Source organism: Embleya sp. NPDC059213, from assembly GCF_042754445.1.
In the GTDB taxonomy this organism is placed as follows: Bacteria; Actinomycetota; Actinomycetes; order Streptomycetales; family Streptomycetaceae; genus Embleya.
Window position 1 is genome coordinate 41871 of sequence record NZ_JBHZAV010000057.1, and the last position, 12432, is coordinate 54302.

Sequence of the window (12432 nt, forward strand, 5' to 3'; positions counted from 1 at the left end):
GAGGGCATCATGCGGATGATCACACTCGACGGACGAGCAAGCCTCCTCGTCCCGGCCCACGAAGGCGCCGGCGACGCGACGATCGACGTGCACACGGCAAGCGCGGGCCGGTTTCCGGCCGAACCGGATTCGCTCTTCGAACAGTGGGACACGTTTCGCGCCTGGGCGGACACGGTCGACCCCGCGAGCGCGGTGCCCCTGGGCGACCGCCGGGTCGGGCCGCCGGTGGCGCGTCCTCGGCAGGTGTTCGCGATCGGGGCCAACTACCACGAACACGCCGACGAGGCGGGCATCGAGGCACCGGCCGACCCGCTGGTGTTCGGCAAGTTCGTCGGCTGCCTGACCGGCCCGCACGACCCGGTGACGCTGCCGAGCGAGGCGGTGGACTGGGAGGTGGAACTGGTCGTGGTGATCGGCCGACGCGCCGACCACGTCGCGGTCGCGGACGGCTGGGCCCATGTCGCGGGCCTGACGGTCGGGCAGGATCTGTCCGAGCGGGCCGTGCAGTTCAGCCTGCCGGTGCTGCAACTCGCCCTGGCCAAGTCGTATCCGGGATTCGGCCCGATCGGCCCCGTGCTGGTGACTCCCGACGAGTTCGACGATCCCGACGACCTCGGCATCGCTTGCTCGATCGGCGACGAGGTGCTCCAGGCCGACCGGACGGCCCGGATGATCTTCCCGGTCGCCGAACTCGTCTCCAGGCTCTCGATGTTCTGCCCGCTGCTCCCCGGCGACCTGATCTTCACCGGCACCCCCGCCGGGGTGGGCGCGGCCCGGACCCCACCCAGGTTCCTGCGCCCGGGGGAGACCCTGGTCAGCCGCATCGAGGGCATCGGCGAGCTACGCAATCCACTGATCGCCCGGCAGCCGGCCCGATGACCCTCGACCGATACCCCGAGCCGACCACCGCCCGCCCGTCGCCGGACCGGGAAAGCGTCGAGGCCGCGAACATCACCGCGTTCGCCCGGTGGCTCACGGCCGAGGGATACGCCGAACCGATGTCCGACTACAGGTCGCTACAGACCTGGTCGACGGAGCATCTGTCGGAATTCTGGGCCGCGGTCTGGGCCTGGTTCGACATCCGGGCGGCGAGCGTCGGTGCCGAGGTGCTCACCGACGACCCGATGCCGTACGCGCGTTGGTTCCCCGGCGCCACGCTCAATTACGTGGACCACGTCTTCCGGTACGCCACGCCCGACACGCCCGCCGTCGTCGAGACGGGCGAGCCGGGGCCCGACCACGGCGGCACCGCCGTGCGCCGCGAACTCTCCTGGGCGGAGCTGCGTCGCCAGGTGGCGGCCGTCGCGGCGACCCTGCACGGGCTCGGCGTCGGCCGCGGCGACCGCGTGGTCGGCTACCTGCCCGACATCGCCGAGACGGTGATCGCGTTCCTGGCCACCGCGAGCCTGGGCGCGACCTGGTCGGTGTGCGGCCAGGACTACGCTCCGACCGCCGCCCGCGACCGCTTCGCGCAGCTCGACCCGGTCGTCCTGGTCACCGCGGACGGATACCGCCACGGGGGCAGGACGCAGGATCGGCGCTCGGCGGTGGCCCGGCTGCGCGCGGGCCTGCCGAACCTGCGTGCCACCATCGTGGTCGAGCGACTCGCGGACTCGGGGGAAGCCGCGGATCCCGCGGATCGCCCGGTCTCCGAGCAGACCCTGACCTGGGCCGAGGCGAGTGCCGGCGAGCACGTCCTGCGGCCCGTGGCCGTTCCGTTCGAGCACCCCCTGTGGATCCTGTTCTCCTCCGGCACCACGGGTCTGCCCAAAGGCATCGTGCACGGCCACGGAGGAGTCCTGCTGGAGCACCTCAAAACCCTTTCGCTGCACTTCGACCTGCGTCCGGGCGACCGCTTCCTCTGGTACACCACGCCGAGTTGGATGATGTGGAACCTCAAGGTCTCCGCGTTGCTCACGGGTGCGACGACGGTGTGCCACGACGGCAGTCCGACTCGGCCGAGTGCCGACGGGCTCTGGGCGGTGGCGGCCGACCTGGGCGTCACGGTCCTGGGCACCAGCCCGGCGTACCTGCTCGCCTGCGCCCGGGCCGACACCCGTCCCGGTATCGACCACGACCTGTCCCGGCTGCGGCTGCTGGGGTCCACCGGGGCGATCCTGCCCGCCTCGGCGCACCACTGGGTGGCCGAACACGTCTCGCCGCGTGTGCGGGTGGTCTCCACCACGGGCGGCACCGACGTGGTGACCGGCTTCGCGGGCGGCGTGCCGACCGTACCCGTCCGCGCCGGCGAGATCTCGGCGCCGTGTCTGGGCGTGGCCCTGGCGGCGTGGGACGGGTCCGGGCAGGCCGTGCTGGATCGACCCGGCGAACTCGTGATCACCAAACCGATGCCCTCGATGCCGGTGTCCTTCTGGGCCGACCCCGACGGATCCCGGTACCACCGCGCCTACTTCGCGACCCACCCGGGCGTGTGGACGCACGGGGACCGGATCACCGTCACCGCCCACGGCGGCATCCTCGTCCACGGCCGCTCCGACGCCACCTTGAATCGCAACGGCGTGCGCATGGGCAGCGCCGACATCTACCAGGCCGTCGAAGCACTCCCCGAGATCGTCGAGGCGCTCGTGGTCGGCGTGGACGGTCCGGACGGCGCCTACTGGATGCCGCTCTTCGTCACCCTCGCCGCGGGCGCCCGGCTCGACTCCGCCCTGCGGGCCCGCATCCACGCGGTGATCCGCGACGAGGTCTCCTCCCGTCACCTGCCCGACGACATCCACGCCGTCCCCGGCATCCCGCACACCCGCACCGGAAAGAAGCTCGAAATCCCGATCAAGCGCATCCTTCAGGGCACACCCGTCGACGAGGCCGTGGACCCCGCCGGCGTGGACGAGCCCACACTCCTGGCCTGGTACCTCGGCCTGGCCGGTCGACACACCGGCCACCCCGACACCGACTGACCCCGGCCATTCCCCGACGACCCGGCCGGGGCACCGGCGTCGTCGGTCGCCCCGTCGGTCCCGCCCAAAGGTGGACACCGGCGGGGCGGTCCGCGGTCGGTCAATCGTCGTCGGCGCCGTGGTCCGTCCGGATGATCCGGTCGAGCACGGCTGCGGCCCGTTCCGGGTGTTCCTCCAGCCACCTGCCGAGGTGTTCCCGGACGGCCTGTTCGACGCAGCCGTGTACTTCCGGATTGCCGAGCATGCCGAGCGTGGCGCCCTCGAACTCGACACGGTCCAGTTTCACCGATACGACGGCCGTCAGGCCGGCGCAGATCCGGTCGGTGTCGAGGCCGGGGTCCGTTGCCTTGAGCAGCCGTCGCTTCCGTGCGTACGCGTCGACTGCGGCCACCACCCCGTGGCGGAAGCCCCCCGCGTGCGTGCCGTCGATGGTGGGCCGACTGTTGACGAAGCTCCGGACCTGTCCCTCGCGGGAGCCGTGCCAACGGAAGGCCACCTCCAGCACCCCCGCCATCCGCGGGTCCTCGTGCTCGAAGGCGATGACGTCCGTGGGCGCGGGCTCGGTCGGGTGGCCGTCGAGGAAGACAACGAAGTCCCGTGCCCCGCCCGGGAATCGGAACCGCTCCGACCGGGACGCGGCCGGGTCGCGCCGATCGGTCAGCGAGATGTCCAAACTCCGGTTCAGGAAGGCCAGTTCCCTGAAGCGCTCGGCCAGCCGATCGAACGAGTACGCTGCGGTCCCGAAGATATCGGTGTCGGGCCGGAAGGCAATGGCAGTCCCGCTACCGGTTGTTGCCCCCGCCTCGGTGAGCGGGGTGACGGCCACGCCGCGCGCGTACTCCTGGACCCAGCGCACTCCCTCGCGCCGTACCTCGGCCGTCATTCGGCGCGACAGGGCATTGACGACGGCGGGCCCCACGCCGCAGAAGCCGAGCGCCACGTCGCGGCGGTCGCCGGGTCTCGCCCCGACATGCATGCCGGTGAGCAGGGCTTCGAGCCCGGGACTGCCGGAGCCCTCCGCTCGGTCGAGGGGAACGCCCGGCCCGTCGTCGGCGACACACACGCCCCCGTCGGGCGTGAGAGTGATGTCGATGGAGCCGGAACGAGCGGCCAGGATCTCGTTCACCGCCCGATCGGCCACCTCGAACACCAAGTGGTGCAGGCCGCGTTCATCCGTCGAGCCGATGTACATCCCGGGCCGTTTCCGAACGGCTTCCCACCCCTCCAGCACCTGAATACCGGCGGCGTCGTACCTGATGGCTTCCCCACTCACGATGTTCCCTCCCAGGGTGTGCGGCGGAAGTCCCCAGCGTAGGCGAATCCCAGGAAAGGACCAGGTCGGAGGCTGTTTGCCGGAGGTGTGCAGCGGCTCGTCGGCGCCTGCCGGGAGGCGGTCGACCCCCACGGCCGCGATCGGCTTCGGAGGGCGGCCGAGGGGCCGTCGAGACCGTGTGCGGCACTGTTTCCGGCGGACACAGGGTCACCAATTTCGCGGTATCGCAGACCGGTCCCCAGCGTCGCGTCCGTCCGCTTCACCGACGACCCGACGGGCCGACCGCGAGTGGGATTCCGGTGCGGTGGCTTTGTTCGACGGCTGCCGGCGAGTCGGCGCTGTCGGTGGCTTTGAGGGGGATCACCGCTTCGCTGGGGCCGGACGGTCCGAGGACCGGCCCGTCGAGCGGGGTGTGTCCCCAGGTGTGCGGGTCGGCCTGGGCGCTGCCGAAGGTGGACCAGGCGAGCCGGGCCCGGCCGGTTCGGTCCGGGGTGTCGGAGTCGTAGACCAGGACGTTCGCGCGCAGCGCGGCGGGGTTCACGGTGCCGGGCAGGGCGGACAGTGGAATCCTCACCTCGACGGTATAGCCGCGCGGGTGCGTGCCGGCGGCCCAGTGCAGGCCGGGGGCGGTGTCGGCGGCGGGGCCCTGGTGTTGGTCGGCGTCCCGGGCGGCGCAGGCCGGGCCTTCGGCGGTGAAGGGGAGGATCGCGGCCTTGAAGGTGGTGGAGGTGTCGTCGGCGTCGCCGCGCGGGTCGACGGCGATTTCGACGGAGTCGGTGCGCCAGTGCCGCTTGCAGTCCGCGGTCGGGAGCGCGGCCCCCTGTGCGTCGTCGGTGACCTCGACCGCGACATGGAGGTCGTCGGCGTGGCGGGAAAACCGCGCGACGGTGGAGCAGTCGGCGGGCGACGCGCACACCTCGCCCTGCCAGTGCGTCAGGGTGAGCGGTTCGCCGGGGTATTCCGCCGGTGTGGCGACACCGTCGACGGCGGGTGGCCGCGCCGTGGTCGGGACCGTGGTGGTCGGCGGGAGCGGATAGGCGGGTTGGGCGCGGTTGGCGAGCCAGGGCAGGCCGACCCGGGTGGCCCAGGCGCGGAAATCGTCGTACAGGGGCAGCAGTTCGCCCTGTTGTTCGACCGGGGCGGGGAGGGGTTCACCGTTCTCGGCGAGGACGGAGAACCAGTCGCAGCCCAGCCGGTGGCGGGGCGTGTCGACCTCGGCGGGGATCGACGCGAAGCCCTGGGTGCGGTAGACGCGTTGGGCGTTGCGTTCCTGTTGGGCCCACGTGGTGCCGTGTCGGCGGGACAACGTGCCCTCCCACACGCCGAGTTGGTGCAGGCCGGTGGCCGGGTCGCGCACGTCGGCGCCGGCGCAGCCGGGCCCCGTGGGTCCGCGGAAGCCCCAGTTCTGGGTGAGCAATCGGGTCGGCTGCCAGGGCCGGTATCGCTCGTGGGTGACCTGGGTGGGGAACGCGGCGGGGTCGCCGGCCAGGCGGAACGCCTCGATGGTCAGGCGGCCGGCGAGCTGGTGGCCGCCGTGCTGGTCGAACGGGCGCGGGTCCATCGTCACCACGGTGGTGGGGGTGGTGGCGCGGATCAGCCGGACGAGCCGTTCGAGGGTGTCGGGGAGGCGGGGCGGGCCGTCCCAGACGCGGGCGGTCAGCGGCGCGGACAGGGTGTACCAGAAATCGGGTTTGTCGAGATGGAAGACGTTGCGGACGTCGGCGATCTCGACGGCTCGGCGTTCTTCCGTCTCGCGGACGAGGCCGAGGGCGGCACCCTCCTCCGGGCCGGCGGCGTTGCCGCCGCCTTCGCCGCGGGTGATGGTGGCGACGCCGACGCTGACGTGGTCGTCCTCGTTCCACTGCCCGAACGCGGCCAGGGACTGGTACTCGTCGTCCGGATGGGCGCCGACGAACAGCACGTCGTGGTGCGCCCGTTCCTCGATCGGCGGCGTCCCGTCCGCGAGAACCACCGCACCGGACAGGGCGGCGCCCACGCCCAATGCGGTGGCGGCGGCGAGCAGTGCGGCCCGCACCCGGCGCGGTCGCCGTGACGGGCGGTGGGCACGGGACGTGGTCATGCGATGTTCCTGACGAATCGGTCGGACGGGACGGTGACCGGACCGTCACGCGGGCCCCGGCTCCGGATGGGGCTGCGGCGGCCGGCCGTCGGGCCGAGCGAAGGAGTCCACTCAACCACTGCCGCCAACCACGTGTATCGATTCGCCGGGATGCCGCGTGCACACCACCCGCCCGGAGCAATTGCCCGCTCATCGCACGAACCGCGGTTGCATCCCGACTCCCCGACGGGTCGTAAGCCGCCGGCGACGGTGAACCGGACCGGCCCGCCCGATCGCGGTACCCGAACGGTAGGGACGCGCCCGGATACCGCCGAAGTCGGGGGCGACTCTCGAACCCGGGGTTGACGCTCGGGGCCGACGGCCCGGGGGATCCTGACGTCGGCGCCGCAATCGCGCGGCGCGGAATTCACGATCGACCGGGGGTACATCCGTGAGGAACACAAGGACCAGGTTGTCGGTGGCGGCGGTGACCGCCTTCACCGCGACGGTGCTGGCGCTGTCCGGTACGACGGCGGCCCACGCCGATGCGTCGGCCGCGCCGGCGGACGGCTCCGTCGCGCTTGCGGGGTCGGAGGACGCCATCAGCGGCAGCGGCGCCTGGCAGGACGACTGGAACAACGAGGGCGTCATCGCGACCAACTCCTACGCGAACAGCAACGTGGCCGCGATGTGGCAGCAGATCCTGTGGGCGGACGGTTTCCTCAACTGGGGGGACATCGACTGCCACTTCGGGAGCAAGACCAGGGACGCCACGGTGAAGTGGCAGCGGCACTGGAATGTGGACGACGACGGCAAGGTCGGCCGTGAGACCTTCACCAAGGCCGCCACCTTCCTCCGCGGCGTCCAGGGCGGCTTCCGTTACGTCGGGGTCGACGGCAAGTACATCAGCTTCTCGCGGTCCTCGAACGGCAAGTGGAACATGTCGATCAGCGGGGACTGGAAGACCGTCTGGTACGAGAAGTCCACGTTCGACAAGTGCACCTGACTCGACCGGGCCCACCGAGGCCGTGACGGTCCGCGACACTCTCGCCCGGCCGGGCGAGCGCGCGGGAACACCCGGGTGCACGCCGCGCCACGACGGCGGCGTGCACCCGGACGGTGCGAGGCCACCTCGCCAACCGCTGGACACCACGCGGGCGTTCGTCCCTCGACAAGGCCACACTCGGTGTGTGCGAGGTCGGGACGTCGGTCCGGTCCGTGGGTACGGTGGTGGCCGTGGATCCATTCGATACGAACTGTGGGCGCTTCCCGCGTCGACGGTCGGATGACGCGGGGGCGAAGCATGGTTGTGGACGCTCGGATCGAACGGTCCCAGGACCTCTATCGGCGCAGTGTGATGGGGGGAGAGCACCCGGCGCTCGACCAGGCCGATGGTGAACTGGACGCGGTGGAGGCCGAGTTGGCCCTTGCGCGCGGACGTATCCGACACGGCCGGTTCCTGGCGCGGCGGGCCGGGGACGAGACCGAGGATCCGGCCGAACTGGCGGCCTTCGAGCGCGCGTTGGAGTTGTTCCGGGGATTGGGCGATGTGCGTGGTGAAGGCGAGTCGTTGTTCTGGATCGATATCGTGCATCAGGTCGTACGACGCGACCACGACACGGCCGTACCCCTGCTCGAACGCGCCCGCGAACTCGCGGCGAGGGTCGGGGACCAGGAGACCCGGGCCGAGGCACTTCGGCACCTGGGCATCGCCGACCACGCCGCCGGTCGCCTGGTGTCGGCTCGGGAACACCTGACCGCGTCGTCCGAGATTCGCCGGGAGATCGGACTGCTCGACGGCGTCGCGTCGAACATGGTGGGCCTGGGCTACATCGCCGCCGCCGAGGGGCGCCACGACGACGCGGCGGCCATCCTGGCCGAGGCCCACACGCCGGCGCGGGCGCACGGGGCACACAACATCGTGCTCCAGATCGAGGAGGCCCAGGCGAACATCCGCTGACCGGGGCAACGGCCCGACCACGCGTTGCCGGGGTCGGGCCGTTGCGCTGCGCCGCCCGTTGCCCGGGACCCGACTCGCCGGGCCGATCCGCGCCGGGCGGGCCGTGGTGAAGAGCGGGCCCGAAAGATTCTTCGGGAAAACGCGTGACCCGATGTCGAGAACGGGAAGTCGACTCCGACCCACCCGTGAAAGCAACGCGCGCGAGCCCGGTCGAGCCTGTTCGAACGACATCGGCCGAGCCGAGCCGCGCGGATCCGCAGCGGGAAGGGCATCCGTCGGGGCGCCGACCGCTTCCGGACGGGGACCCGCCACCGTTGTCGTCAGCACAGGAGGAACACGTGACTCAGCTACTGAAAGTCCAGAATTTCAACATCTCGCAGGACGGCATCGGTGCCGGTGAGGATCAGAGCCTCGAGCATCCGTTCGGTCACGTCGATCCCGCACGGCTGTTCGCCTGGGCCGGTGCCACGGCGAGCTGGCCCATGCGTACCGACCCGGGAGGCAGTCGAGGTCTGGACGACTACCTCACGCGGGACTACAACCACAACATCGGTGCCGAGATCATGGGCCGCAACAAGTTCGGGCCGCAGCGCGGGCCCTGGCAGGACTACGAGTGGCGTGGCTGGTGGGGCGACGAACCCCCTTTCCGTACCCCGGTGTTCGTCATGACCCACCATACGCGTCCGTCCTTCTCGCTCTCCGACACCACGTTCCACTTCGTCGACGCCGACCCGGCCACCGTCCTCGAACAGGCGCGGGAGGCGGCGCAGGGCAAGGACGTGCGACTCGGCGGCGGGGTCACCGTCATCCGGGAGTTCCTCGACGCCGACCTCGTCGACACCATGCACGTGGTGGTCTCGCCGGTGAAACTCGGCTCCGGACTACGCCTGTGGGGATCCCCCGACGAGTTGCTCGACCGGTTCCATCTGGAGGTCGTGCCCAGCCCGAGCGGCGTCTCTCACCACCTGTTCTGGCGAAAGTGACACAACCCCCCTGCACGCGTACCGCCCGGAAGCCGCGACGCGGCCCCGGGCGGTACGCGGCTCGACACTTCGGGGTATAGCCCGGTTTCGATCAAGAGGGCTTCGTCGTCGCGGAGTCGTCGGACCCATATTGCATCGGAGGAGGTGAACGCGGCGCGGCACAGCGCGCGTTCGGGGTGGTCCTCCTCGCGGCCGTCGATCGCCTGGGAGTATGCGTTGTCGGGGTCGGTCGGACGCCTCGGACCAACCGGCGGCCACCAGCACCAGGCCGAATGGAACGGGACCACACCCCGACGACACCCCCCGGGGGTTCGGTGCACGGCCCGCGCCCATACGGTGGGCGGATGACGTCGATCAGGCAGTTTCAGGTCACCTTCGACTGCGCGGAACCCGAGCGCCTCGCTCGTTTCTGGTGCGAGGTGTTGGGGTACGTCGTACCGTCGCCGCCGCAGGGGTTTGCCACTTGGGACGATTTCAATCGCTCGCTGCCCCCCGAGCAGCGGGATTCGTCCTTCTCCTGTGCCGACCCCTCGGGTGTGGGTGCGCGGTTGTACTTCCAGCGCGTTCCCGAAGGCAAGGTCGTCAAGAATCGGGTGCATCTCGACGTGCGGGTCGGCACCGGACTCGTGGGTGCGGAGCGCCTGGCCGCACTCGAGGCCGAGTGCGCACGACTGGTCCCGCTCGGCGCGGTCCGGGTGCAGCTACTGGTTGCCGATGAGCACAACGAGTCGTGCCTCGTGATGCAGGACATCGAGGGCAACGAGTTCTGTCTCGACTGAGCGCCCGGCCCGGATGCCCGGGGCCTCGACCGGCACCGCACCCCCGGCGTCCGTGGTGACGCTCACCCCGATCGTGGCACGAGGTCGGGATGCGGCAGGGCCGTGGGGGCCTCGCCGGGGCGTGCGGTGTGGGCGACGAGGTGGTCCGCCACGTGGCGCAGGTCGCGGCGGCGGGCGAAGGCCGCGCGTTGGCGTTCGGCACCGCCGCCCGCGCTCGCCTGACGGTCGAGGACCGCAGTCACCGTCGGGAGTTCGCCGAGCGCCTCGATCACCGGCAGGGCGTGGTCGCGCAGTCGCCGGACCAGGGTCGCGGCGGGCAGCAGTCGCCCGCTGCACGGGTCCAGGCCGTGGCCGGACCATCCGTCCCGGGCGGAACGCCAGTAAGCGGCCCGCAGCACCGGCTCCGCCAACGGCGGGCCCGGGTCCCCGCGCCGTACACGTTCCAGGGCGCGAAGGACCAGGGCCCGGACCAGCACGGCCAGTGCGGCGGTCTCGTCGACATCGGCGGTGACGTCCATCGCGCGGATCTCGACGGTCGGCAGGTGCGCACACGGACGCACGTCCCAGAACAGCGTGCGCTCGCCCAGGGCCGCCCCGCTCTCGCGCAGTGTGTCGGCGAGCTGATCGTGGTGTTCGAGCGAGAAGAAGTACGGCGGCGGCCCGGACACCGGCCACCGCGCTCCCGCGATCGTGCGCCAACTCGCGTATCCGCTGTCCCGGCCCGCCCAGAACGGCGAGTTCGCCGCCATCGCCACCAGGGTCGGCAGCCAGGGTCGCAGGTGGTTGGAGACCAGCACCGCGTGCTCGCGGTCGGGCACGTGGACGTGGACGTGCAGGGCGCACAGCGCGTAGGTGTCGTTCAGCGCGCGAAACTCCTCCAGACCGTCGCGGTAGCGCGGATCGGGGCGAATGGGTACCGGCTCGCGCGCCCCCAGGATCGGGGTGCCCGACGCGGCCACCGCCAAGCCCTCGGCGCCCGCCGCGTGCACCACGGCGGCGCGCATCCGGGCCAGATGGAACGCCAGTTCGCCCAGACCGGCGCACGGTGGGGTCTTGGCCTCGATCTGGTACTCGGTCAATTCGCCCGAGACCAGGTCGCCGAGCGTGCCCCGGGCCCGGGCCAGGACGCGCGAGCCGCCGGTCGCGACGGTGCCGTCGGCGGGGTCGACGAGGAAGTACTCCTCCTCGACACCCATCGTGGGACCGTCCGTGGTTGCCGCCATCTCGTGTGCCGTCCCTTCGCCCGGACGCCCGCGCTGCGCCATGCGCCGCGGACCCGTGTTCGGCGAGACGGTGCCCCCTGGCGTCGTGGTCGACACGAAGACCACCGATCCGGCCCATGTTCACCCGACCGCGTCCGCCGGCATGCCCCGACGACGGCCGCATCGCATGCTGGTCGGAGCGACGACCCCTTTCCCGACCCGAAGGCGTGCGATGACGAACGTGCACACGTCGACGAGCCCGTCCGAGCCCGCCGGCCGCGACGCCACGCCGAAGGACCTGCTGCGGGTCGCGGACCTGGAGCCGACCGCGCTGGTCGACATCCTGGAACTGGCACGGAGAATGAAACAGGACCCCCTCGGCTGGCAGGACACCCTGCGCGGCGGCGCCGTGGGCTGCGTCTTCGAGAAGCCCTCGACCCGTACCCGTGTCTCGCTCGCCGTCGCCGCCCACCGGCTGGGCATGACCGCCGTGCTGCTGAGCCGAGAAGAGATGCAACTCGGACACGGTGAGTCCGTCGCGGACACCGCCCGGGTGCTCTCCTCCTACCTCGACGCCGTCACCGTGCGCACCCACGGGCACGACGTGGTCGAGGAACTCGCCGACCACGCCTCGATCCCGGTCGTCAACGCCCTGTCGAACACGCACCACCCGTGCCAGTCGCTCGCCGATCTCCTGGCCCTCACCGAGCACTTCGGCAGCCTCCGCGGACTGACCGCGGCATTCGTCGGCGACGCCCGAGGCAACACCTGCAACTCGTTCACGGAGGCGTGCGCCGCCACCGGAATGCACCTGAACATCGCCCACCCGCCCGGGTACGACCCCGACCCGGACGTCCTGGCCCGGGCCCGCGCGACGATGCGGACGACCGGCGGCTCCGTCAACGTGGTCATCGAGCCCGCGGAGGCGGTCCGCGGCGCCCGCGCGGTCTACGCCGAGGTGTGGGTCCCGATGGACAGGAAGAACGAAAGCGCGCTACGCGCCCGGGTGTTCGCGTCCTACCGGGTCGACCGCGAACTCCTTGCCCACGCCGACGCCGAGGCCACCGTCCTGCACTGCCTGCCGGCGGTACGCGGCGAGGAGATCACCTCCGACGTTCTCGACGGCCCCCGATGCCTCGCCTGGCGCCAAGCCGCGAACCGACTCCCCACCAGCCAAGCCGTCCTCCACACCCTCGTCACGGGCTCCCGGGCGCGCGGGTGAGGTGAACCGGCCCGCCCGGCTCCGCGGGGGTGGGCC

The 12432-nt window shown here is 71.6% G+C and carries 10 protein-coding genes; 7 read left to right on the forward strand and 3 right to left on the reverse strand.

The window, feature by feature from the left end:
• The first annotated feature begins 9 nt into the window (after window positions 1-9).
• Together ACFXMF_RS21980 and ACFXMF_RS21985 are read left to right on the forward strand one after the other, a co-directional pair.
• Window positions 10-879, forward strand: coding sequence for a fumarylacetoacetate hydrolase family protein (locus ACFXMF_RS21980; protein WP_360322000.1), 870 nt, complete (start codon window positions 10-12; stop codon window positions 877-879).
• Complete coding sequence (locus ACFXMF_RS21985) at window positions 876-2918, forward strand: acetoacetate--CoA ligase (protein ID WP_379991963.1); 2043 nt, start codon at window positions 876-878, stop codon at window positions 2916-2918. Before ACFXMF_RS21980 ends, ACFXMF_RS21985 begins: the two co-directional genes overlap by 4 nt.
• Window positions 2919-3018: 100 nt before the next feature.
• Here the strand turns inward: ACFXMF_RS21985 and ACFXMF_RS21990 are convergent, their stop codons facing one another.
• Window positions 3019-4191: an ATP-binding protein gene (locus ACFXMF_RS21990; RefSeq protein ID WP_379991964.1), complete on the reverse strand. Its 1173-nt coding sequence runs from the start codon at window positions 4189-4191 to the stop codon at window positions 3019-3021.
• A 259-nt stretch (window positions 4192-4450) separates the two neighbouring features.
• Window positions 4451-6271: a sugar-binding protein gene (locus tag ACFXMF_RS21995; protein WP_379991965.1), complete on the reverse strand. Its 1821-nt coding sequence runs from the start codon at window positions 6269-6271 to the stop codon at window positions 4451-4453.
• A 430-nt stretch (window positions 6272-6701) separates the two neighbouring features.
• On the opposite strand from ACFXMF_RS21995, the gene ACFXMF_RS22000 reads away from it, so the two are divergent.
• The 4 genes from ACFXMF_RS22000 (at window position 6702) to ACFXMF_RS22015 (ending at window position 9972) form a co-directional block, all read left to right on the forward strand.
• Window positions 6702-7256 carry a peptidoglycan-binding domain-containing protein gene (locus ACFXMF_RS22000; protein ID WP_360321989.1) on the forward strand — a complete coding sequence of 185 codons (555 nt, stop codon included), beginning with the start codon at window positions 6702-6704 and terminating at the stop codon, window positions 7254-7256.
• A gap of 297 nt (window positions 7257-7553) precedes the next feature.
• Window positions 7554-8210 (forward strand): tetratricopeptide repeat protein, encoded by a 657-nt coding sequence (locus ACFXMF_RS22005; RefSeq protein ID WP_379991966.1) that lies wholly within the window; start codon window positions 7554-7556, stop codon window positions 8208-8210.
• A 338-nt stretch (window positions 8211-8548) separates the two neighbouring features.
• On the forward strand, window positions 8549-9193 hold the full coding sequence (locus ACFXMF_RS22010; RefSeq protein ID WP_360321983.1) for a dihydrofolate reductase family protein: 645 nt from the start codon (window positions 8549-8551) through the stop codon (window positions 9191-9193).
• Window positions 9194-9537: 344 nt separating this feature from the next.
• Window positions 9538-9972 (forward strand): VOC family protein, encoded by a 435-nt coding sequence (locus ACFXMF_RS22015; protein WP_360321980.1) that lies wholly within the window; start codon window positions 9538-9540, stop codon window positions 9970-9972.
• A gap of 62 nt (window positions 9973-10034) precedes the next feature.
• On the opposite strand, the gene ACFXMF_RS22020 is transcribed toward ACFXMF_RS22015, so the two are convergent.
• Window positions 10035-11195 carry a glutamate--cysteine ligase gene (locus ACFXMF_RS22020; protein ID WP_379989920.1) on the reverse strand — a complete coding sequence of 387 codons (1161 nt, stop codon included), beginning with the start codon at window positions 11193-11195 and terminating at the stop codon, window positions 10035-10037.
• 211 nt (window positions 11196-11406) lie between these two features.
• On the opposite strand from ACFXMF_RS22020, the gene argF reads away from it, so the two are divergent.
• A complete protein-coding gene (gene argF / locus ACFXMF_RS22025; protein WP_360321974.1) occupies window positions 11407-12396 on the forward strand; it encodes an ornithine carbamoyltransferase in 990 nt (329 codons plus the stop codon).
• Window positions 12397-12432 lie beyond the last annotated feature (36 nt).

Bases quoted from the DNA above. Each gene is read 5' to 3' on its own strand.
- ACFXMF_RS21980 (WP_360322000.1), top strand. From the start codon at position 10: ATGCGGATGATCACACTCGACGGACGAGCAAGCCTCCTCGTCCCGGCC.
- ACFXMF_RS21985 (WP_379991963.1), top strand. From the start codon at position 876: ATGACCCTCGACCGATACCCCGAGCCGACCACCGCCCGCCCGTCGCCG.
- ACFXMF_RS21995 (WP_379991965.1), bottom strand. From the start codon at position 6,271: ATGACCACGTCCCGTGCCCACCGCCCGTCACGGCGACCGCGCCGGGTG.
- ACFXMF_RS22005 (WP_379991966.1), top strand. From the start codon at position 7,554: ATGGTTGTGGACGCTCGGATCGAACGGTCCCAGGACCTCTATCGGCGC.
- ACFXMF_RS22015 (WP_360321980.1), top strand. From the start codon at position 9,538: ATGACGTCGATCAGGCAGTTTCAGGTCACCTTCGACTGCGCGGAACCC.
- ACFXMF_RS22020 (WP_379989920.1), bottom strand. From the start codon at position 11,195: ATGGCGGCAACCACGGACGGTCCCACGATGGGTGTCGAGGAGGAGTAC.
- argF (WP_360321974.1), top strand. From the start codon at position 11,407: ATGACGAACGTGCACACGTCGACGAGCCCGTCCGAGCCCGCCGGCCGC.